The sequence below is a fragment of the Afipia sp. DC4300-2b1 genome (genome assembly GCF_049895725.1).
In the GTDB taxonomy this organism is placed as follows: Bacteria; Pseudomonadota; Alphaproteobacteria; order Rhizobiales; family Xanthobacteraceae; genus Afipia; species Afipia broomeae.
In genome coordinates this window covers 104,265-126,166 of record NZ_JAFCSX010000003.1, presented here as the reverse complement: position 1 = coordinate 126,166, position 21,902 = coordinate 104,265, and the positions used below count along the sequence as shown (strand labels likewise).

Below are 21,902 nucleotides of genomic sequence, written 5' to 3'. Positions count from 1 at the left end.
TACTAGGATAATATGACGCAGAGCGGTGTTTGCGATCAGAGCTTGGCCTCTCCCATTCTTCGCAATGCTTCGGAATGGACCGAGGAATTCTTTGCGACGCGCCTCGACACGTTGAAGGCGGAGGGGCGATACCGCGTGTTTGCCGAAATAGAGCGCCGCGCCGGCGACTTTCCGCGTGCCCTGGAACATCGTCTCAGTGCCGAGGTGACAATCTGGTGCTCCAATGACTACCTGGGCATGGGGCAACATCCGGAAGTGCTGGCGTCGATGCAGCGGGCAATTCAGGATAGCGGTGCCGGGGCGGGCGGCACCCGCAACATCTCCGGCACGACCCACCATCACGTTCTGTTGGAGGCTGATCTTGCCGATCTGCACGGAACGGAAGCCGCATTGGTCTTCACGTCGGGATATGTGGCGAACGAAGCGGCGTTAGGAACCATCGGCCGCGAAATCCCCAACTGCATGATCTTCTCGGACGCGCTGAATCATGCGTCCATGATTGCAGGAATCCGGCACAGTGGCGCTGAGAAGCATATCTTTCGACATAACGATCCGGAGGACCTGGACCGATTGCTGAGAAAGGCCGATCCGGGCAGGCCGAAGCTGGTCGCCTTCGAGTCGGTCTATTCAATGGACGGGGATATTGCTCCAATCGGAGCGCTTTGCGATGTGGCCGAGCGTTACGGCGCGATGACATATCTCGACGAAGTGCATGCGGTGGGGCTCTATGGTGCACGCGGCGGGGGCATCTCGGAACGGGATAATTTGGCTCACCGCTTGACTGCCATTCAGGGGACGTTGGGTAAGGCCTTTGGATTAATGGGCGGCTATGTGGCCGGCTCCCACAAGCTGGTCGACTTCCTCCGAAGCTTCGCGCCAGGTTTCATCTTCACCACAGCTCTTCCGCCCGCCATAGCGGCCGGAGCACGAACGAGCATCGAGATTGTTAAAAACTCTCCGACGATCCGATCGCGGCACCAGGATCGCGTGACCCGCTTGAAAGGACTGCTCGCAGAGGTGGGTCTGCCGACCTTGCCGTCGCCCAGCCATATCATTCCATTCATGGTCGGTGATGCCGCTGTTTGTCAGGATATCAGTGAAAACCTGCTGCGCCGCCACGCTATCTATGTTCAGCCGATCAACTATCCCACAGTGCCACGTGGAACGGAGCGGCTACGCCTGACACCAAGCCCTGTGCATTCGGATGACGACATGTTCCATCTTGTAGAGGCCTTGAAGGAGAGTTGGATTCGATGCGTCGATCCCCGCTTCGGCCAAAGGGCATCCCTCATGGGCGGGAAGACTTAGTCTATAGCGCAATCGCTCAGCTCTGCCGCGTCCCGAGTCAGCGCTAAGCGAGATCGCGTCGAGAGCACAGCATCGTATCGACAGGCCCGACCCGCTGCGTAAAGAATAAAGTCCTTAATATAGGTGCACCCATTGAGAATGCGTAACTCTGTAAGTAAGGCGCATGCGCCATGGCATTGATCAATCTCGCCAACCCGACACGGTTTCTTGCGATTGTGACGCGTGTGCTCCCATGGCTTGTAACGACTACCGTCTTGCTGCTGACGACCGGACTCTATCTCGCTGCACTGGCGCCTGACGATTATCAACAGGGCGCGACCGTCAAGATTATGTTCATCCACGTCCCCAACGCTTGGCTGTCCATGTTCGTCTGGGGCGTCATGAGTGTGGCTTCGTTGGGCACGCTGGTATGGCGGCATCCGCTGGCCGATGTCGCGGCAAAGGCGGCTGCACCTCTCGGCGCCTCCTTCACATTCTTGGCGCTGGTAACTGGCTCGCTGTGGGGCCGGCCGATGTGGGGCACCTATTGGGAATGGGATGCGCGGCTGACCTCGGTGCTGATCCTATTCCTGATGTATCTCGGCCTGATCGCGCTGTGGCGCGCGGTGGAGGACCCGTCGCGCGCCGCCCGCGCCGCCGCGATCCTGACGCTGGTCGGCGCGATCAATATCCCGATTATCAAATTCTCGGTCAACTGGTGGAACACGATACATCAGGGCGCATCGGTCGTGCGGGCCGGCGGCCCTTCCATGGATGATGCATTTTTGATTCCCCTGCTCGTCATGGCTGCGGGATTTTCCTTGCTGTTCTTGACACTGCACCTGGCGGCCATGCGCAATGAGATATTGCGACGGCGAGTGCGCAGCCTGCAAATGATGCAGGCCAGCCGCCAAAGTCCCGCGAACGACACCGATGCCTTTCTGCGCAAGCAGATCGCTTCGCAAACCGGCGCAAGGTGACGTCATGGTGCTTGGCCCTTACGCTTACTTCATCGTGATTTCCTACGCGTTAGCCGCCGCAGTTGTGTTGAACCTGATCGGCTGGATTGCATACGACTACCGCAACCAGAAGGCCCGACTGCGCGCGCTCGAAGCCAACGGCGTCGTCCGGCGCTCGAACGGAGCGACGGATTCCCGATGATCACAGCAACGGAAAATCCCCGCGCTCGGCGCTGGCTCTTTGCACTGCCGCTGATCGTGTTTGCGGTGATAGCTCTGCTATTCTTGGTCCGACTTCATGGCGGCGATTCCTCGCGATTACCCTCTGCGCTGATCGGACGACCGGTCCCACAAACGGCGTTGCCTGCGCTTCCAAACCTGCAGCGAGATGGCGTGCAGGTGCCCGGGCTTCATCCGTTCGACTTCAAGGGAAATGTCAGCGTCGTCAACGTCTGGGCTTCATGGTGCGTGCCGTGTCGCGAAGAGGCGCCGCTGCTAAACGAACTTGGCAAAGACAAGCGCCTGCAGCTCATCGGCATCAATTACAAGGACTCGTCCGATAGCGCTCTTCGCTTCCTGGGCGGTCATGGCAATCCGTTTCATATCGTCGGCGCCGACGGCAACGGCCGCGCTGCAATCGAGTGGGGTGTTTACGGCGTGCCGGAAACGTTCATCGTCGGGCGCGACGGCACCATTGTCTACAAGCTCGTGGGTCCCGTGACGCCCGAAAACTTCGAGCGGGTGCTGAAGGTCCAGATCCAACAAGCACTGAATTAATTCTACGCAATTCGCCGCGGCCGGCTTGAAAGGCAACCGAGGACTGATGTTCCAAGCGGTCCAGACACACCAGCGAGGAGGTATTATGATGCCATAATTAAATATGCATCGTGCATATAGACAGGGATCGACTTGTTAACTATATGCGCCACGCACACATTTCGGGCCGACGCGGAAGCGCTTTCCAGGTGGTAGCGGAAACATTGTGATTTGATCGGGCTGCAAAGCTATGGAACTCAATCAAGTGGAGTATTTCGTTAATTTGGCAGAGACGCTAAATTTCACCACTGCAGCGCGATTGAGCGGCGTCTCGCAGCCCAGCTTGACCAGATCCATTCGTCGTTTGGAAGAAGAGCTTGGCGGGCCATTGATCTATCGCGACGGCAAAAACAGCCGATTGACCGCGCTGGGGCAGGAGATCGAGAAAGATTTCAAGCAGGTGCAGCTTGCATTAAGGAGCGTGCGCCAGCACTCGGATAGTTGGGCCCTCGGTAGTCAATGCGTTCTCGACATCGCGGTGGCGCCCTCGGTAAGCCCAAATGCATTCACATCGTTCTTCCTGCGGGCAATGGAGGAAAACCCAACAGTCTGGATCAAGATCCATGCTCTCCAACCGAACGAAGACACGGCAGAAATTCTTTCGGGCAAGTACCACGCCTGCATCCTGCCGCGTCAGCCGAAACCTGATGTCAAACTTGACGTGCGTCCGCTCTTCCGGGAACGTTTCGTGCTTGGCTGCGCTGCGCAGCATCCGCTCGCAAGCGTCGATGTCGTACGTGCCGCAGACCTGGCCTCGTTTCCTTATGTCGACCGCCTCCGGTGCGAGTTCCGGGACCGGATCCAGGAGCACTTTTTTCGTCAAGAGATCGTGATGCGGCCACGCTTTCGGGCAGAGAGGGAAGACTGGGTGCAGCGCGTCGTCGCCGATGGCCATGCAATATGCATCCTGCCAGAGCATTCGGGTGCGGCACCTGGGCTTGTCACACGGCCTATCGAAGGCCTGTCCTTGGAACGCGAACTGGTGATTGTGACGGTCTCGGGATCGACTACTCCGGTCGAGATGCGAAAGATCGCACAACTTGCCTCACGTTACGCGTGGTCGTGAAGAAAACAGCGGCTGCGTTTCCGTGGCTATTAAAGCGATACCTGCAGCGCATATGTTCGAGATCGAATCATTGATCCGGGCGTTCCCGCCTACGCCTTCAGGTTCGGATAGGATGGCGCCCTTGCTTTCAGAGACGGAGGCGTCCTCTATGCTAGGGGTCGCACCGTATCGAGGTGCCCGGCACGTTCTTGAGAGAGAAAGAAGATGAAGACGTCCGCTGTATTGTGGCGACGCCGGGGGCGGATGACGTTCCACTATGCGATTGCGGTCGTGACGGTTGGAAATGCAGTGATCGGCGGCCTGGTGTTTCATCGCATATCCGGCTTTGCGCCAACGGCCTCGCTGTTTTCCTGCGCAATCATGTTTGTGGCGTGGTTCAGCGGCACCGCTCCGGGCATTGTTGCCACCGTGCTCACCATTCTGGCTTTCGATTACTTCTTCTTGCCGCCGTTCTATTCCTTTGCGTTGCCGCTGAAGGATATTCCGCAACTGTTTGTGTTCGCCATTGGTGCATTGTTTGTGGTGGCGCTGTGCGCGGCGCAGCGCCGGTCGGCCGACGCGCTGAAGCGGGTGCGCGATGAGCAAAAGGTCGCTCTGCTGCAACTCGAACACGCCAATGAAACGTTGCGCGGCGAGAATGCCGAGCGAAAGCTCGCCGAGGACCGGGCGCGCCGGGCGGAAGAAACACTGCGGGCGACGATCGATACGATTCCGGCGCTGGCGGCGCGTTACGGCCCCAACGGCGAGATCGAATTTGTCAATCAGGCGTGGCGCACTTATACCGGACTCTCGCAGGAGATATGGAAGGATCGCGGCAGTCTCATCGTTCACCCCGATGACCGGGTGCGAATCGATCGGGTGTGGCGGCATCACGTGGAGACGGGCGAAGCGTTCGAAACCGAGCAACGCCTATTGCGGTCTGACGGCGAATATCGCTGGCACTTTCTACGCCGCGTTCCACTGCGCAACGAGAGTGGCGAAGTGATCGCCTGGTATAGCATCGGTTACGACATCGAGGATAGCAAGCGCGCCGAAAGCGCCCTGCGTAGCAGCGAGGCTCTACTCGCGGAAGCGCAGCGGGAACTCCAGCTCACGATCGATAGCATTCCCGCCATGGTTTCCACGTATCGGCCGGATGGCGTGCATAGCTATGTCAACAAGATCTGGACCGACTATGTCGGTCTGACCTTGGTGGAAGCCGTGAGCGATCGCGGCGCTGCCCTGTTTCGTTCCGACGATCCCGAGCGCGCTTTGTGGCGCGCCTGCCTGGAAAGCGGCGAGCCGCTATCGACGGAGGCGCCGATCCGCGGCGCCGATGGAGTGTTTCGATGGTTTTCCATACGCCGCGTGCCGCTGCGCAATGAGGAGGGAAAAATTGTCAAATGGTATTCCATCGGCTTCAATATCGAGGATCGGAAGCGTGCGGAAAATGCCCTGCAGCGAAGCGAGGCCTATCTGGCCGAAGCTCAGAAGCTCAGCCTGACCGGCAGCTTTGCGTGGGACACGGTCGGGGACGATCATTTTTGGTCTGATGAGACGTTTCTGATCCTCGGCATTGACCGGGCTGTCAGGCCCTCCATTGACCTTTTTCTGCAGCGTGTCCACCCTGACGATCGCAATCTGATGCAGCAGGGACTGAGTAGTGCGGCCACCGGATTGCGAGACCACGATTCCGAAGTGCGGCTGTTGATTTCCGATGAACAGATCAAGCATGTCCGTGTGGTCGCGCACCGCCTGGTCTACGGGTCGGGCAAGGAAAGAGTGGTGGGCGCACTCATGGATATCACCAGCGCGCGAAAATCCCAGCAGGCCCTGCTCGCCGCCCAGTCCGCGCTGGCCCATGCCAGCCGGGTGGCGACGTTGGGCGAAATCAGCGCCACCATTGCCCATGAGGTCAATCAGCCGCTTGCGGCCATCGTCGCCAACGGGCAGGCGTGCCTGCGCTTCCTTAATCATGACGATCCCGATCTGGATGACGTGCGCGGCGCAGTAGAATGGATCGTCAAAGACGGAAATCGTGCGGCTGATGTCATTCAGCGAGTCCGTAGCTTGATGAAAAAGGCGGATACCCGGATGCTGCCGCTGGACATCAACGTAGCCATCCAGGAGGTGGCGGCACTGTTGCAGCGTGAGTTGACCGCGCAGAATGTCGAGCTGCGGCTGGAGTTGCAGCCAGGAATGCCGCCGGTCGTGGCGGATCGTGTTCAGATCCAGCAGGTCATCATCAACCTGGTCGTGAATGGCATCGAAGCGATGCAGGCGACCGACCGATCCCGCATCCTGGTGATTCAATCCCGCCCGGATGAGGCAAGCCGGATTCTTGTGGCCGTGAAAGACTGCGGTACCGGCCTAGATGAAGCCGCGGCGGATCGCGTCTTCGAGGCGTTCTTCAGCACCAAGCCAGGCGGTCTCGGCATGGGGCTGTCGATCTGCCGTTCCATTGTCGAAGTCCATGGCGGTCGCCTATGGGCGACGGGCAACGGTCGGGGGCCGGGCGCGACGTTTCAGTTCGCCTTGCCCACCGTTTAGGCGTGCATGGACCATTGAATTTCCCATATGGTTCATTTTGGCAGTAGACACCGACCCGGCAAGGGGGCGTGCTGGAGGCGGTGCCGTGTCTGGCTGGTAATCGATCATGGACAACAAGACGGATCCGCAGCAAGTCGTCATCGTAGTGGACGACGACGAGTCGATGCGTGTGGCGCTGACCTACCTGTTCCGTTCGATGAAGCTGGCGGTGAAGGTGTTTAGTTCGGCGTCTCAGCTACTGGACAGTAAGCTGCCGGACGTGGCCAGTTGCCTGGTACTGGACATTCGCCTGCCGGGCGTCAGCGGCCTGGAATTTCAGGATGTACTGGCCAAAGCCGGAAACCATATTCCCATCATCTTCATGACCGGACACGGCGATATTCCCATGACCGTGCGGGCTATGAAGGCGGGAGCCATCGATTTCCTGCCCAAGCCGTTCCGCGATCAGGACATGCTGGATGCCGTGACCCGGGCGCTTGCGCAGGACGGCACCAGGCGAGCCGGCTTGCAGGCCGCCTCCGCGCTGCGGCAGCGTCATCAAGCGCTGACGCCGCGGCAGAGCGAGTTGTTCTCCTTCGTCACGTCCGGACTGATGAACAAGCAAATTGCAGCCAGGCTGGATGTCAGCGAAATCACGGTGAAAATCCATCGCGGACACATGATGAAGAAGATGGAGGCGCGATCGGTGGCGGACTTGGTCAGGATGGCAGGGGAGCTCGGAATCGACAAGACAAATCCGTAAACCAAAACGTTAGTATGAGTGCGTCAAGGCACATCGTGGCGCAATCCTGGCGCGAAATATCTTGCTTCGCTCAGTAACCAGGATTGATCGATTTGGTTGAAGTTCCAGTGATCTCCGTCATTGACGACGATGCTTCTGTCCGCACCGCCATCAGCAATCTTGTGCGCTCCCTCGGATACTCGGTTCATACGTTTCCTTCTGCGGAAGCTTTTCTGCAGTCGGTGCAACTGACGCAGTCCTGGTGCGTGATCACCGATGTGCGGATGCCGGGAACCAGTGGGATCGAGCTCCAATCCTGGCTTCGGGCCCAGGGCAACCGGGTGCCGTTCATCTTCATCACGGCCGTTCTCGAGGATAGGGTCCGCGCCCGAGCGCTAAAGGACGGAGCAATGTGTTTTCTTACAAAACCCGTGGATCAGGATCACCTGATAGGTTCTCTCGCAAGGGCAATCGCGCAGCACGACGATCGGACAGGAAACTAGAATCGTAGCTTTCGCTGCACAGCGATCGGTGCACCTTAACGCTCGCGCTGCCGAATGGCTGCTATTGGCGGTGAGTTCAAGCGGTCGTTCAAGCCCGGTCGGCTTTTGATTCCGCTGATCCCGGGCGACCAGATGGATCGTCGCATGCCCCGCTGCGCGCTGATGTCTGGGGCCCCGGGACGAGAGCCGGAAACAGCCACGAGTGAGCAGTATTGACCACTTGAAGTCATCTGCATGGGGATAATGCGCAGTCTCTGGGAAATTGGCGCCGTGGGAGCATCCGCATATCCCAACCAATCATACCTAGGTTTACGTAGACGAACCGCATAGACGATTGGTCAAGGGCACGGAGGCGCGCACCTTCTCTCGCAGGAGATGGACACTAGGCCGTCAATCAAGGGCGGCCACTTCGCGGCGTGGAAGAACCTGAGCTATTCAACAATGGAGTCGCAAAGGTGATATAGCTAAAATATGCGCCACGCACATAGACAGCGGCCCTTCCATCATCTATATGCGCGGTGCACACATAATTCCGAGCCCGCGTGAGAGCGCATTCCAAGTGGTAGCGGGATGAAACATTGTGATTTGATCGGGCTGCAAAGCTATGGAACTCAATCAAGTGGAGTATTTCGTTAATTTGGCAGAGACGCTAAATTTCACCACTGCCGCGCGATTGAGCGGCGTCTCGCAGCCCAGCTTGACCAGATCCATTCGTCGTTTGGAAGAAGAGCTTGGCGGGCCATTGATCTATCGCGACGGCAAAAATAGCCGATTGACCGCGCTGGGGCAGGCTATCGAGCTGGATTTCAAGCAGGTACAGCTTTCCTTAAGGATCGTGCGCCAGCACTCGGATAGTTGGGCCCTCGGTAGTCAATGCGTTCTCGACATCGCGGTGGCGCCCTCGGTAAGCCCAAATGCATTCACATCGTTCTTCCTGCGGGCAATGGAGGAAAACCCAACAGTCTGGATCAAGATCCATGCTCTCCAACCGAACGAAGACACGGCAGAAATTCTTTCGGGCAAGTACCACGCCTGCATCCTGCCGCGTCAGCCGAAACCTGATGTCAAACTTGACGTGCGTCCGCTCTTCCGGGAACGTTTCGTGCTTGGCTGCGCTGCGCAGCATCCGCTCGCAAGCGTCGATGTCGTACGTGCCGCAGACCTGGCCTCGTTTCCTTATGTCGACCGCCTCCGGTGCGAGTTCCGGGACCGGATCCAGGAGCACTTTGCCCGTCAAGAGATCGTGATGCGGCCACGCTTTCGGGCAGAGAGGGAAGACTGGGTGCAGCGCGTCGTCGCCGATGGCCATGCAATATGCATCCTGCCAGAGCATTCGGGTGCGGCACCTGGGCTTGTCACACGGCCTATCGAAGGCCTGTCCTTGGAACGCGAACTGGTGATTGTGACGGTCTCGGGATCGACTACTCCGATAGAGATGCGGAAAATCGCACAATCTGCCTCAAGTTACGCATGGTAGTGAGAAGAGCGGCGGGTTGCCGCAGCTATTAAAACTATACCTGCGGCGCATTGGAAAAGAGACCTCTGCGCTGCGATAACTAAAGATAACTCGCGTACCTTCGGAGCCGACAACGACGCTGTCATTTCAAATCAGGCAATGGACGTTCAACATGCAGTTCGGACAATCTCAGAAAGCCATCGACCGGCTCACGGCCGAGCAGCGGCGTATCACCCAGGATGCGGGCACTGAACGCCCCTTCACAGGCGAGTACAACGACCACAAAGATCCGGGCATCTACGTGGACATCGTCTCGGGCGAGCCTCTATTCGCATCAACCGACAAGTATGAGTCGGGCTGCGGGTGGCCGAGTTTTACGAAACCTATCGCTCCCGAAAATATCAACGAGTTGCGAGACAATTCCAACGGGATGGTCAGGACCGAGGTGCGATCGACATATGGCGACAGCCACCTCGGCCATGTTTTCCCGCGCGGGCCGGCCGCTGACGGTGGCTTGCGGTATTGCATCAACTCCGCGTCGCTCCGCTTCATTCATCGCGACGACATGGAGAACGAGGGCTACGGCGAGTATCTGGACCAGGTCGAGGAGGCCTAACATGCATCAGCGCGCTGTACTTGCCGGCGGGTGCTTTTGGGGCATGCAGGATTTGATCCGGAAGCTCCCTGGGGTTGTCTCGACCCGTGTCGGTTATACCGGTGGGAACACTCCGCACGCCACCTATCGCAACCATGGTGACCATGCAGAAGGAATCGAGATCGTCTTCGATCCGACAAAAACGAGTTATCGGCGCATACTCGAGTATTTCTTTCAGATCCACGACCCTACGACGCCCAATCGTCAAGGTGGTGATATTGGGAGCTCGTATCGTTCGGCGATCTACTACGTCAACGACGATCAGAAGAACGTCGCCGATGAAACCATAGCCGACGTGGATGCGTCTGGCCTTTGGAAGTCCAAGGTCGTGACGGAGGTAGAGCCCGTCGGAGCATTCTGGGAAGCCGAGCCGGAGCATCAAGATTATCTCGAAAAGCGACCAGAGGGGTACACCTGTCACTTTCCGCGTCCCAACTGGGTCCTCCCAAATCGGGAGAAGGTTGGCGCGACCCTGGCATCTCCTGCTGACGCTGGCGTGTAGGCGTTCTCCTAGGACACGGCGCTTACTTTCTTGAACCAGGCGGTGCACGGCAGCCTTGATAGTCGATGCCACGGCTCGACATAAAACCACGTTTTCTGCAAGAGGACGTGCGGCTCGTTTCGCTGCTGCACCCATCATCCGATGGAGACAGTTGGCCGTCTTCCATCAGTTGAACACGACGGAGCGGAGAAGCTCTCTATGAGAACGTGTAGGCCAGAAAAGGGCTCGAAATGACGAATTTTACAAAGGATCTCCATTTTCAGGTCGCCGAAAATGGCGCCGGATCGTTCAGCTCCCTGGCTCTGCTCAGATGGGCTTTGGTTGTCGTCTTCATCTGGTTCGGCGGAATGAAGTTCACCGCATACGAGGCAGCCGGTATCGCACCGTTTATCGAACACAGTCCGATCATGGGCTGGTTGCATGCTCTTCTCGGAATTCGAGGCGCGAGCTCCTTGCTAGGTGTAATTGAGTTATCAACCGCAGCAGCCCTCATTCTAGGCGCTTTCCATCCAATCTGTTCAGCGTTGGGGGCGGCGATGTCCGCAGCGACCTATCTTATCACGTTGACGTTCTTCTTGAGTACTCCCGGCGTAGCCGAAGCAACCGCAGGCGGATTTCCAGCCATTTCCGCGGTTCCTGGGCAATTTCTTCTCAAGGACCTCGTCCTGCTGGCTGCATCGCTTTCTCTACTCTCGGCGTCCGTCCAGGACTCACGGCTCAGTATTCAAGGGTCTTGAGGTGGATCTATAGGCGTGGGGGCATGTGCCACGAAACAAGACCCCCGCGGATACCCAGATGAAACGCAAGGGGTTCAGCCGTGAGATTGTCGCTCGACCGCGTTCGGTGACGGATGAAAGGCTCAGATACTGCAGATGGAGTTGAGGCTGGCAGCTTCCACCTGCGGCATCTTGCCAGATCGTAACGGCTCATACCGACGTCGTGCACTACTGAAGGATAGACGACATGAACAATGCGCGGTGGGAAGAAAAGTTAGTTATGGCCGCTCTTTCCCCATGCCGTGCAGTAGGGCTTAGGCGAAGGCGCTCGTTCGCCGGGCGAGGCACGACTCAGGCCCAGGGTCCATTTGAGCAGCATGCTGATGCATCCCAGGGATCCGTCTGATGGTTTTGTGGTCTCTGTTCGCTATCATGACGCTCGCAGCGAGCGTTGCCGTGCTCTGGCCGCTGATATGGACTTTTGCATCGCAGGTCGGGGGTAACGAGGCTGCAGTGTACAAGGATCAGCTAACGGAGCTTGATCGTGATGTCGCCGCCGGTCTGATCGGAGTGCCCGAAGTCGAGGCCGCGCGGGCGGAGATCGGCCGGCGCCTATTGGCCGCCGTGGATGGAGGCAGCGATCCGTTGTCCCAAACGGACTCTAGCCGACGTCGAGTCTCGGTCGTCTTGGCGACGGCGTTGGTGGCAATGCCGCTCGCCGCGGCCGCTTTATACTCGTCGCTCGGATCGCCGTGGCTTAGCGACTTCCCAATGGCTTCGCGCTTCCGCACCGTGGACGCCACTCAGGCAGGCGACATCTTGTCGGCACAGGTTGAAGAATATCTGGCGGCAAACCCCACTGTTGGGAACGGCTCGACGGTGTCAGCGCCGGAATTGATGAGGTTTGGACGCTACGGTGAAGCCATCCGAGCTTACCGGACTTCAATCGACGTCTCGGGCGATAGCGCTGAACGACGGTCGGATCTAGGCGAGGCGATTGCGCGCGCAGCGGGCGGGGCAGTGACAACGGAGGCCAGAGCGGAGTTCGAACGCGCGTTTGCGCAGAATGCTGACGATCCCAAAGCAGGCTATTTCCTCGGGCTCGCCGCCGAGCAAGATGGAAGGACAACTGATGCCGCTTCGATCTGGCGCGGCATGCTCGCCAAGGCCGCTACGGATGCGCCATGGCGACCTCTGCTACGATCGTCACTAGCACGGGTCAGCGGACCCGTCGCACCCGCTCTTTCGAGCGATGTGATGGCCGGTGCCAGGGACATGAGCGAGGACCAGCGCAGCCCGATGGTTCGTAGCATGGTTGATCGTCTGGCGACGCGATTGAAGAAAAATGGAGACGACGTAGAGGGATGGGTTCGGCTGGTGCAAGCGTATCTGGTGTTGGATGAGCGCGAAAAGGCGGCGAACGCACGCAGCGAAGCGCGTCAGGCGGTGGGGGGCGATGCCAACCGCCTCCACCAACTCAATAACGGTCTGAGGCCATTGGGGTTCGGCGGATGATAGCCGGATCAAAATGCGACGACGAAGGATTTACATGACCCGTAAGCAACGGCGTTTGATCATGATTGGCGGTTCGTTAGTAGTTCTCGCAGTAGCGGCCGGATTGGTGCTGAACGCGATGCAGGACTCGATCGTGTTCTTCTCGACGCCGACCATGGCGATGGAGAAGCCGGCGCCGGTCGGCAAGCGGTTTCGGCTGGGCGGCATGGTGGAGCAGGGCTCGCTGGTACGCGGCGACAATCTCGCCGTCTCCTTCAAGGTGTCAGACGGCGGCGCGACGCTGCCGGTAACCTACAAGGGAATTTTGCCGGATCTGTTCCGCGAGGGACAGGGCGTAGTCGCCGAAGGCGCGCTCGATGCATCGGGTGTGTTCAAGGCTGATACGGTGCTCGCCAAGCACGACGAGAACTACATGCCGAAGGAAGTCGCCGACGCGCTGAAGAAGCAGGGGCGCTTGCAGGAAGGCCTCGGCGGAAAACCGGTGGCGACGCAGGGAGCCGCGCGATGATCGCCGAGGCGGGCCACTACGCCTTGGTGCTGGCGCTGGCGCTGGCGCTGATCCAGTCGACGGTGCCGATTCTGGGCGCGCGGTGGCGCGATCCGGCGCTGATGAACGTTGCGCGTTCCACGGCGCTGGCGCAGTTGTTGTTCGCTGGGCTGTCCTTCGCGGCGCTGACCACGCTGTACATCACCTCGGATTTCTCCGTCGCCAACGTGTTTGAGAATTCGCATTCCGCCAAACCGCTGCTCTACAAGATCACCGGCGTGTGGGGAAACCACGAAGGCTCGATGCTGCTGTGGGTGTCGATCCTGGCGCTGTTCGGCGGCCTCGTCGCCGCGTTCGGCAACAATCTGCCGCTGTCGCTGCGCGCCAATGTGCTGGCGGTGCAGGGCTGGATAGCCAGCGCCTTCTATCTGTTTATGCTGATGACCTCGAACCCCTTTTTGCGGCTCGCCAATCCTCCGCTGGAGGGCCGCGATCTCAACCCGGTGCTGCAGGACATCGGCCTCGCGATCCATCCGCCGATGCTTTATCTCGGCTATGTTGGTTTCTCGATTTCGTTCTCCTTTGCCGTTGCGGCCTTGATGGAAGGCCGCATCGATGCGGCCTGGGCGCGCTGGGTGCGGCCATGGACGCTGGTGGCGTGGATATTTCTTACGCTGGGCATCGCGATGGGCTCCTACTGGGCCTACTACGAACTCGGTTGGGGCGGCTGGTGGTTCTGGGATCCGGTGGAAAACGCCTCGCTGATGCCGTGGCTCGCGGGTACCGCGCTGCTGCATTCCGCCGTGGTGATGGAGAAGCGCAATGCGCTGAAGGTCTGGACCATTCTGCTGGCGATCCTGACGTTCTCGCTGTCGCTGCTCGGCACTTTCCTGGTGCGCTCTGGCGTGCTGACCTCGGTGCATGCCTTCGCGACTGATCCGACGCGCGGCGTGTTCATCTTGATGATCTTGTGTTTCTTCATTGGAGGCAGCCTGACGCTATACATGTGGCGGGCGTCCGCGCTGAAGCAAGGCGGGCTGTTCGCGCCGATCTCGCGCGAGGGCGCGCTGGTGCTGAACAACCTGTTCCTCACCACGGCGTGTGCCACCGTGTTCATCGGCACGCTGTATCCGCTGGCGCTGGAAGTGATCACCGGCGACAAGATCTCGGTCGGCGCGCCGTTCTTCAATCTCACCTTCGGGCCGCTATTCGTGCCACTGCTGCTGGCGGTGCCGTTCGGGCCGCTGCTGGCGTGGAAGCGCGGCGACCTGGTCGGCGCAGCCCAGCGCTTGATAGCGGCGGGCATCGCCGCGCTCATTGCCACTGCGATAGTGTGGGCGTGGACCTCCGGCGGCGCGGCCCTGGCGCCGCTGGCGATCGGGCTCGCGGTATTCGTCATTGGCGGGGCCATCATCGACATCGTCGAGCGCACGCAATTGTTTCGCGCTCCGTTCGGCACGGCGCTGCGCCGTGCCCGCGGCCTGCCGCGCTCGACATGGGGCACGGTTTTCGCGCATGCCGGCGTCGGCGTGGCGCTGATCGGCATCGTCTGCGAAACCACCTGGAACAGCGAATATATCGGCACCCTGAAGCCGAATGACGTGGCGAAGCTGGCCGACTATCAGCTGAAGCTCGACGATGTCACGCAGCTCCAGGGCCAGAATTTTCGCGAGATGCTGGCAAAATTCACCATCAACCGTGACGGCGAGAAAATCGGCGAACTGACGCCGTCGAAGCGCAATTTTACCGCGCGGCAGTCGTCGACCACGGAGGCGGCATTGTTATCGCGCGGCTTCAGTCAGCTCTACATCTCGCTGGGCGAGACCGCCGCGGATGGCGGCATCGCGGTGCGCATGTATCACAAGCCGATGGTGCTGCTGATCTGGTGCGGCCCGATCCTGATGGCCTTTGGCGGCGTGCTGTCGCTGTCGGACAGGCGTCTGCGCGTCGGCGCGCCAAAGCCGGCCAAGGTGCCGCGGGCGATGCGGGCGGCGGAGTGATGGTTTTGAACCGCGTTCTTTCCCGCCTTGTGGCGATTGCGCTGATCATCGGCGCGTCGACGGCGTACGCCGTGCAGCCTGACGAAATCATGGCCAACGCCGTGCAGGAATCCCGTGCGCGCGAACTGTCGCGGGAGTTGCGCTGCATGGTGTGCCAGAACCAGTCGATCGATGACTCCGATGCACCATTGGCGCGCGACTTGCGGCTTCTGGTGCGCGAACGGATCGCGTCTGGAGAAAGCAACAGCCAGGTGATCGAATTTTTGGTAGCGCGCTACGGAGACTTCGTGCTGCTGAGGCCGCGCCTCATCGGTGTAACGCTGTTGCTGTGGTTTCTGCCGCCGCTGTTCTTGTCAGGCGGAGGTTTGGCGCTTTGGCTCAATAGCCGTCGGCACATTCGGCTGTCTGACGGTGGCAGTCCTGGCCCACTCGAATTGAGCGAAGAGGAGAAGGCTCGGCTCGAGCGCCTTATAGGCGGACCCGCATAAAGGAGGTATGGCGCGCAGGCGTGCCGAATGTTCGCAAGTAGATAGCACCTCGCAGAGCTCTCTTGCGGGGATCAAATGGGAAATAGTTGGCTCGCTCACAGGCTGCGCGAGCTGTCAAAGATCTGAATTATCCTAGCGTCACTTTGTAGAGTGCCGCGGATATTGGAAAGGAGAACTGTATGCGAGGACTGTGGATGGTGGCTCTATTCGCCGCTTGTTCGGGTGAAGCCGGTGCGCAGGACGCCGCGGCGGGAGAGAAAATCTTCGTCGTTTGCAAAACTTGCCATCAGATAGGAGAAGGCGCGAAGAGCAGCATTGGTCCATCGCTCAACGGCGTAATCGGCCGCAAAGCCGGCACTCTCCAAGGCTATTCCTACTCGGCAGCCAACATTAAGTCCGGCCTCACGTGGGATGAGGCGACGTTCCGCGAATACATCAAGGATCCTAAAGCGAAGGTTCCCGGCACCAAGATGTTCTACGCGGGATTGAAGGACGAACAGAAGACAAGCGATCTGATCGCCTTTCTCAAACAGTTCGATGCCGATGGCAAGAAAAAGTAGGTGTCGCCGAACGGGCGCGCTTCTGTAGAGAATGCGTGTCCCCACATGTTTCAGACGGCTCTCTGCCGGGTTCGCCTGTCGATCGCGCCGCGTGGTTTTACATCGAGACTGCGCGATGGCCAGGCCGAACTCATCGATCGGAGACGTTATCGGGATGAAAAACTTGCCGCAGGCGCCAACTCCCGGTCTTGACCGACTGCTGAGGCAAGCGAACGCTTATTCACGACATCGGTTAAGCCGACCTCTTCTAGCCGCGGTCCACATTTAACGGTAGTTCGGCGTCAAACTGAGCTGCGCGTGAGCAACTCGCCTGTGTCAATTCATATCTGGCCGGCCGGAATCAAGGCCCGGCGAACGGGTGTCGTGTATTGGTTTTGCAACGATCCTAGGAGGTCTCATGCGCTTTTTTTTTAACATTCAAGACAAGCTCAAGATCGAAGACGAGGTGGGACGCGAATTTGACCTGGCGTCAGAAGCGGTCGTGTTCGCCGAGCAACTTGCCGCGGACATTCGCTGCCTTGAAACGACCGTTAGGCCCGCGCTTGCGATTGAAGTGGTCGCCGAAAACGCTGAGTGCATTCATCGGGAAGCGGTCTTTGAATGAACAGTGCGGAGGCCGCGCAGGTTGGACAACGCGGGCGCGCTTCTGTGGAGCATGCTCAGGAAGGGCTGATCGGCTCATTGGGGGTCTGGTGAGACGCGCTACTCAAGCATGGCACCCCATGCCTGAAGACACGCCAATGCGGTCGTACGACTCTTGCAGAATGGCCATCGGTGCCCGGCGATGCCGCGACAACCGAACGACGCGGTGTAGGAGAATGACACTGTTCGTCCTCGCTTATGCGGCTGGTCTGCTGACGGTCGCATGGCCATGCATGTTCCCGATCTGACCTGACCTGGGTTTCTTGGACCAAGCTTTGTGAGAAACTGAGCTTGGAAAGGAGCTTTGGTGATGCCGAAGAAGAGGTTCAGCGCGGAGCAGATAGTGGTGCTGCTTCGTCAGATTGAAGTGTTGATGTCGCAGGGCAAGGGTGCGCCGGTGGCGTGCCGGGAAGCCGGCATTTCGCAGCAGAGTTACTATCGCTGGCGGAAGGAATACGGTGGGCTTGAGCTTGATCAGGCCAAACGGATGAAGGACTTGGAGCGGGAGAACGTTCGTCTGAAACGCCTCGTTGCGGATCTCTGGCTTGAGAAACAAGTGCTCAAGGATGTTGCGTCGGGAAACTTGTAAGCCCCGAGCGGCGCCGGCAGGCGGTTGAAGGCATTCGGAAGAAGTACGATCTCTCGGAGCGCCATGCCTGCCGGATCGTCGGCCAGCCACGCGGAACGCAGCGATATACCGTCATTGTACGTGCGGACGAGGATGCGTTGACGAGCGCGATTGTCTCTCTCGCATCCCAATACGGACGGTACCGTCATTGCCTGATGTCTCAGATTGGGATGCGTATGAAGCTGCCCGACAGAAGCTTATTCCCAATCTGTCTCTACGCGTGCCTGCCAATCGGTATCAATTGATTCCTGCGGCTTAGGATTAGTTGAACGGTCACATACATTTTGAAAAGGGATACACAAAATGACTCAAAGTAAAAAAGTGCAGTACACCGGCAAAACTCACACGACCGGCGGTCGTGACGGTGCATCCAGGAGCTCTGACGGCCGACTCGACATCAAGCTTTCGTCGCCGGGCACGTCAGGCATTGGCACGAACCCTGAGCAGCTTTTTGCCGCTGGCTGGTCTGCCTGTTTCGAAGGAGCGATGGGGCTTGCTGCTCGCAAACACAAGGTAATGCTTCCGACCAATCTCGCCATCGATGCGGAAGTGGATCTCTGCGTGGATGATGGCGCGTACTCCCTTCAAGCACGGCTCAATGTTAGCTTGTCTGGGATCGAGCGCGAGGTCGCTCAGATGCTGATGGAGGAAGCGCACCAAACGTGCCCGTATTCGAAGGCGACCCGAGGCAATATCGATGTCGAGCTCAATCTCGTCTAACGCGTTTGAACACGGCCTGCCAATGCTTTGGCAGGCCGTGTTCAATTTGAAAGACCGGACACTGAGAGCACCGCCGGGCATTGCGTGCATCTAAGCTTGGCAGCGGGAGCTTTATGGGATCGGAACCGGGCTGGTCACGTTCTGGACGTCGTGTCACTTGATGGAGAAGCCTTTATTTTCACGCGAAATGTCCTCAGTGTTGTCTTCTCTCTGCTGGCAATGTCCGCAAATATTGTCGAAAACGAATTGGCGTTGAAATTCGGGCGATATCGCGCGATGCAAAGTTCTGCCCTTGTGGAGCTTCGGATCGGTTTTCTGCCGACAAGTCCTCGTGGCTCTTGCTGTCCCTATTAGTGGTTTGTGCTCTGACCGTCCCCGCCGATTCCGGGGCGCTGACTTCTAGCATGGCGATAGTACGGTCCGTTGGCCGCTCAGATCGCTGGGCTTGAAACAATTGGACGACTGGAACGTGCTATGCTTGGGCAGCCGTACACGTCGACCACGTTGTATCCCGCAGCCATTTGATCGAGCGCTTTAAGCTGCCGTTATCGCTTTGGATTGTATGGACCGCGGGTTATGGCATTCGTCCTGAACGTTCATGGAAGGTGTGGCCGCGCCTTAGCCAAACGTAAACGCGAAAGTTTCGACGCCCGAGTCAAGGAATTCCACTTCCACCGTCCGCTCGTCAATGACGCCTGGCTGTCGGATCAATTGATAAAGTTGCGGCTTCGTCACGGTACCGTAACCCTGTTCATCCACATCGAGGCCATGCGCGTCGCCGGGCGGTTTACCATTGATCGTGACGCGGAAGCGCACCGGCGCTGCTGAGGCTGGCGGGCTCATGACGAGATTGACGTCGCGGGCGTGAAATCGGGTCACAAGTACGCCCCTTGATACGTTTAGCACGGAGGCGTCGTTGCGCACCGTCCAGTCGCCGGCGAGCGCCCACTCATTTGTCCGCAGACGCGCGGGCTGCTCATAAGCTTTGCGCTGGTTGCGCGCAGCGCCGCCCGGTGAGGCGAAATTTTCCGTGCGAACGTATCCTAGATAGTTCTCAGGAGACTTAAGCGTCGCCGAGTCGGCAGCAACTTCAAAGCCGCGAGGATCGACCGCGACGAGGTTGCGATCGATGTCGGCGGCTCCTGCCTCGGCCAGAAGCTTTTGAATGAACCTCTCGGACTCCTCGTACGAGCCTTCGCCGAAATGGTGGTGGCGGACGCGTCCCTCTACATCGACGAAGTAGAGCGCGGGCCAGTAGTTGTTGTCGAAGCCGCGCCAGATCGCATGGTTATTATCCACGGCGACTGGATAGGCGATCCCCAGTTTCTTCACGGCCCGTCGCACGTTGTCGATATCCTTTTCGAATGCGAACTCCGGCGAATGGACGCCGATCACCACCAGCCCCTGATCCCCATACTTCTGTGCCCACGCCCGGACGTAGGGCGCGGTTCGCAGCCAGTTGATGCAGGTGTAGGTCCAGAAATCGATCAGGACGACCTTGCCGCGTAGCGCTTCCGGCGTCAGCGGCTGCGAATTTAGCCATTCATTCGCTCCCTTGAGGGAAGTCAATTCCGACTGGCCGGCGGTCGCACGAGCCGACGCCCGCTCAAACCATGATGTGCTTGCTAGCGGCATGGACTTGCTCCAGAAGAAATCGGCGAGGGGCGTCGTAATCGCGATGGCGAGAACTGCAGCTGTCAGTCGTTTACGGATGCTCATGATTTTTCCTTCGTGAGAGGAAAGTGTTGGATACTTAGTTACGCCGCAGCCGCGGATCGGTATCGCTTCGGTACTGAGCTGAGCGAAAGGTTTGGCATGAGCTTCTGTCGCGCCAATTCGTAATCGGCCCAGTCCGCCGCATCTGGAAGGGAGGGGATGGTGACGACCTCACCCTGATCGAAGCCGGCGAGCGCCGCGCTCACCAGGTCATCCGAGGTCATGACGATGTTGGACGGCAAATTGTCGACGGTGCCACCAGCCGCGTCCCAGAAGTTGGTCGCTGTCGCGCCGGGCAGGACGGTCTGGATACGCACGTTCTTGTCTGCCAGCTCCTTGTGAAGCGACTGGCCCAAGGCGAGCACGAATGCTTTCGTTCCGCCATAAACACCGTTCAGGACTTCCGGCGCGATGGCGACCACCGAGGCAATGTTGATAATTGCCCCACCTTGACGGGCGACGAGCGCGGGAGCCGCGGCGTAGGTAAGCCGCATCAGCGCCGTCACATTGAGATTGACCATTTCTTCCATGGCATCAACATCGGATTGCAAAAGCGGCTCTAGGCCGCCGACGCCTGCATTATTGACTAACATGGTGATACTTGGGTCGGTGGCGACGATCGTCTCGATCCGCCTCAGGTCCGCCTTGTTGTTCAAGTCCGCGGCAACAGTCCTGACCATACGGCCCGTGGCGCCCGCGATGTTGGTCGCCAGCTGGTCGAGCCGGGCCTGGTTGCGTGCGACAAGAATGAGGTCGTAGCCCCGGCGAGCCAATCGGTCGGCATAAACCGCGCCGATTCCGGCGGACGCACCTGTGATGACTGCGACACCTTTGAGAGAGACGGACATGGCATTCTCCTAGTATTGCGCTACTGGCGCGGGGGTTGGGTGCTTTGGGCTGTTCACCGAAATGCGGCGCGAACCTCGTCCACCGTTTGCTTGGGATTTTGTAGGTGAGGGTAGTGCCCGATACCGGGAAGCAGCGTCAGCTCGGCGCCAATTCTGCCGGCGAGTTCGATCCCCATTTCTTTCTTGATGTAGAGATCCTTCTCGCCCCACACGATCTTCACCGGAGTTTCGAGCCGCTTCAGATTCGACTCGAAGTGGTTTTGGTCCCGCGTAAAGTTCGCGTAGTAGTGCGAGAAGGCATCCGCCGTTGTTATTGTGCCGTGACCCCAGGCGCATGACATGTCGTCCTGAAATTCGCGCGGCACATCAAACTGCGCTTCCGTGGGCAGGCCTCTTCTGAACGCGTTTTTGAGGATGTCGTCGCGATTCCTGTTAAGTTGCTTGCGGGCCTGATCCATCGATGGTCCGGCCTTCAGGCTCTGCAGGCTATCGTACATATACTGAGGCCTGTCGAAGGGGGCGAAATCGCCGACGATGATCGACGTCGCAATGCCGGGCTTCTCCTGGGCCAGTAAAAGAGCCGGCAGAGCGCCGATGTCAGTCGCGTAGATAGTCAGCTTCGATGAATCAATGCCTGCCTTGCGTATGTAGTCGTGCAGAACGCGCGCGTAGTCCCTGGGGGCGTACGAAAACCTTGCGACCGTCGGCCGCGACGAAAGCCCGAAGCCCGGCCAGTCGAAAGCGTGGACTTCATAGTCGCCAGCGAGGGTAAGAGCGATATCTTTCCAGGCGTACAGCGTCTCGGGAAATCCATGCAGAAAGAGAACGGTCCCCTTCGGATTCGCGTTGTGGACCACCATTCTCCGGAGCGTGATGTCCTTGTCGATCTCAAGGAAGCTGATATCGGCCTTATGCTCTTGCGTGGATAGCGTTTGTGCGTGTGCCCGCCCACCGAAAAGGTCGGATACTGGAACGGCTAGCGCCGTGACAGCAGCGATTGCTATCGCGACGCCGCCGTGACATCGGCGACGATTGTTATTTCTCACCGAGCTGTTGCTCATGGTCTGTCTCCCGAATTCGAATGTCGC

The 21,902-nt window shown here is 58.9% G+C and carries 22 protein-coding genes and 2 pseudogenes; 21 read left to right on the top strand and 3 right to left on the bottom strand.

The genetic code is table 11. The features are described from left to right. Positions 1 to 12 precede the first annotated feature (12 nt). The 21 genes and pseudogenes from hemA to ACP7AL_RS12890 all read left to right on the top strand — a co-directional run bounded on the left by hemA (position 13) and on the right by ACP7AL_RS12890 (position 18,250). Positions 13 to 1,308: a 5-aminolevulinate synthase gene (gene hemA, locus ACP7AL_RS12990; RefSeq protein WP_425991888.1), complete on the top strand. Its 1,296-nt coding sequence runs from the start codon at positions 13 to 15 to the stop codon at positions 1,306 to 1,308. A 170-nt stretch (positions 1,309 to 1,478) separates the two neighbouring features. Next, positions 1,479 to 2,267 carry a heme ABC transporter permease gene (locus ACP7AL_RS12985; protein ID WP_425991886.1) on the top strand — a complete coding sequence of 263 codons (789 nt, stop codon included), beginning with the start codon at positions 1,479 to 1,481 and terminating at the stop codon, positions 2,265 to 2,267. 4 nt (positions 2,268 to 2,271) lie between these two features. Then, positions 2,272 to 2,448: a heme exporter protein CcmD gene (gene ccmD / locus ACP7AL_RS12980; protein ID WP_425991884.1), complete on the top strand. Its 177-nt coding sequence runs from the start codon at positions 2,272 to 2,274 to the stop codon at positions 2,446 to 2,448. After that, positions 2,445 to 3,023: a DsbE family thiol:disulfide interchange protein gene (locus ACP7AL_RS12975; protein WP_425991882.1), complete on the top strand. Its 579-nt coding sequence runs from the start codon at positions 2,445 to 2,447 to the stop codon at positions 3,021 to 3,023. Before ccmD ends, ACP7AL_RS12975 begins: the two co-directional genes overlap by 4 nt. A 229-nt stretch (positions 3,024 to 3,252) precedes the next feature. Continuing rightward, positions 3,253 to 4,128, top strand: coding sequence for a LysR family transcriptional regulator (locus ACP7AL_RS12970; RefSeq protein WP_425991880.1), 876 nt, complete (start codon positions 3,253 to 3,255; stop codon positions 4,126 to 4,128). Positions 4,129 to 4,332: 204 nt separating this feature from the next. Further along, positions 4,333 to 6,657, top strand: a complete 2,325-nt coding sequence (locus ACP7AL_RS12965) for a PAS domain-containing protein (RefSeq protein WP_425991878.1) — start codon at positions 4,333 to 4,335, stop codon at positions 6,655 to 6,657. Between the two features lie 106 nt (positions 6,658 to 6,763). Then, positions 6,764 to 7,399, top strand: a complete 636-nt coding sequence (locus ACP7AL_RS12960; protein ID WP_425991876.1) for a response regulator transcription factor — start codon at positions 6,764 to 6,766, stop codon at positions 7,397 to 7,399. Positions 7,400 to 7,482: 83 nt separating this feature from the next. Beyond that, positions 7,483 to 7,881 carry a response regulator transcription factor gene (locus ACP7AL_RS12955; protein ID WP_425991874.1) on the top strand — a complete coding sequence of 133 codons (399 nt, stop codon included), beginning with the start codon at positions 7,483 to 7,485 and terminating at the stop codon, positions 7,879 to 7,881. Positions 7,882 to 8,485: 604 nt separating this feature from the next. Then, on the top strand, positions 8,486 to 9,358 hold the full coding sequence (locus ACP7AL_RS12950) for a LysR family transcriptional regulator (protein ID WP_425991872.1): 873 nt from the start codon (positions 8,486 to 8,488) through the stop codon (positions 9,356 to 9,358). A gap of 151 nt (positions 9,359 to 9,509) precedes the next feature. Continuing rightward, positions 9,510 to 9,953 carry a peptide-methionine (R)-S-oxide reductase MsrB gene (gene msrB / locus ACP7AL_RS12945; protein WP_425991870.1) on the top strand — a complete coding sequence of 148 codons (444 nt, stop codon included), beginning with the start codon at positions 9,510 to 9,512 and terminating at the stop codon, positions 9,951 to 9,953. A 1-nt stretch (position 9,954) separates the two neighbouring features. Then, the gene (gene msrA, locus ACP7AL_RS12940) at positions 9,955 to 10,494 is read left to right on the top strand and encodes a peptide-methionine (S)-S-oxide reductase MsrA (protein ID WP_425991868.1); all 540 of its coding nucleotides are present in this window, start codon (positions 9,955 to 9,957) and stop codon (positions 10,492 to 10,494) included. 230 nt (positions 10,495 to 10,724) lie between these two features. Continuing rightward, positions 10,725 to 11,231, top strand: coding sequence for a YkgB family protein (locus tag ACP7AL_RS12935; protein ID WP_425991866.1), 507 nt, complete (start codon positions 10,725 to 10,727; stop codon positions 11,229 to 11,231). Positions 11,232 to 11,615: 384 nt separating this feature from the next. Then, positions 11,616 to 12,725, top strand: coding sequence for a c-type cytochrome biogenesis protein CcmI (ccmI, locus tag ACP7AL_RS12930; protein ID WP_425991864.1), 1,110 nt, complete (start codon positions 11,616 to 11,618; stop codon positions 12,723 to 12,725). Between the two features lie 34 nt (positions 12,726 to 12,759). Further along, complete coding sequence (gene ccmE, locus ACP7AL_RS12925; RefSeq protein WP_425991862.1) at positions 12,760 to 13,233, top strand: cytochrome c maturation protein CcmE; 474 nt, start codon at positions 12,760 to 12,762, stop codon at positions 13,231 to 13,233. Beyond that, the gene (locus ACP7AL_RS12920; protein WP_425991860.1) at positions 13,230 to 15,212 is read left to right on the top strand and encodes a heme lyase CcmF/NrfE family subunit; all 1,983 of its coding nucleotides are present in this window, start codon (positions 13,230 to 13,232) and stop codon (positions 15,210 to 15,212) included. The genes ccmE and ACP7AL_RS12920 overlap by 4 nt, the downstream gene beginning before the upstream one ends. A 5-nt stretch (positions 15,213 to 15,217) precedes the next feature. Beyond that, positions 15,218 to 15,700: a cytochrome c-type biogenesis protein gene (locus ACP7AL_RS12915; RefSeq protein WP_425991858.1), complete on the top strand. Its 483-nt coding sequence runs from the start codon at positions 15,218 to 15,220 to the stop codon at positions 15,698 to 15,700. A 179-nt stretch (positions 15,701 to 15,879) separates the two neighbouring features. Then, complete coding sequence (locus ACP7AL_RS12910) at positions 15,880 to 16,260, top strand: c-type cytochrome (protein WP_425991856.1); 381 nt, start codon at positions 15,880 to 15,882, stop codon at positions 16,258 to 16,260. A 397-nt stretch (positions 16,261 to 16,657) separates the two neighbouring features. Continuing rightward, the gene (locus ACP7AL_RS12905) at positions 16,658 to 16,864 is read left to right on the top strand and encodes a DUF6894 family protein (protein ID WP_425991854.1); all 207 of its coding nucleotides are present in this window, start codon (positions 16,658 to 16,660) and stop codon (positions 16,862 to 16,864) included. 348 nt (positions 16,865 to 17,212) lie between these two features. Next, positions 17,213 to 17,673, top strand: a pseudogene (locus ACP7AL_RS12900) (transposase); the annotation flags it as partial. Then, positions 17,667 to 17,789: pseudogene (locus ACP7AL_RS12895) on the top strand (SDR family NAD(P)-dependent oxidoreductase); the annotation flags it as partial. The pseudogenes ACP7AL_RS12900 and ACP7AL_RS12895, both read left to right, overlap by 7 nt. 44 nt (positions 17,790 to 17,833) lie before the next feature. Further along, on the top strand, positions 17,834 to 18,250 hold the full coding sequence (locus ACP7AL_RS12890; protein WP_425991852.1) for an organic hydroperoxide resistance protein: 417 nt from the start codon (positions 17,834 to 17,836) through the stop codon (positions 18,248 to 18,250). A gap of 618 nt (positions 18,251 to 18,868) precedes the next feature. On the opposite strand, the gene ACP7AL_RS12885 is transcribed toward ACP7AL_RS12890, so the two are convergent. From ACP7AL_RS12885 to ACP7AL_RS12875, 3 genes are read right to left on the bottom strand one after another with little or no spacing between them, the layout of a single operon-like run. Further along, positions 18,869 to 19,969, bottom strand: coding sequence for a thioredoxin family protein (locus ACP7AL_RS12885; RefSeq protein ID WP_425991850.1), 1,101 nt, complete (start codon positions 19,967 to 19,969; stop codon positions 18,869 to 18,871). 38 nt (positions 19,970 to 20,007) lie between these two features. Beyond that, the gene (locus tag ACP7AL_RS12880) at positions 20,008 to 20,814 is read right to left on the bottom strand and encodes an SDR family NAD(P)-dependent oxidoreductase (protein ID WP_425991848.1); all 807 of its coding nucleotides are present in this window, start codon (positions 20,812 to 20,814) and stop codon (positions 20,008 to 20,010) included. Between the two features lie 53 nt (positions 20,815 to 20,867). Then, positions 20,868 to 21,875 carry an alpha/beta fold hydrolase gene (locus ACP7AL_RS12875; RefSeq protein ID WP_425991846.1) on the bottom strand — a complete coding sequence of 336 codons (1,008 nt, stop codon included), beginning with the start codon at positions 21,873 to 21,875 and terminating at the stop codon, positions 20,868 to 20,870. Positions 21,876 to 21,902 lie beyond the last annotated feature (27 nt).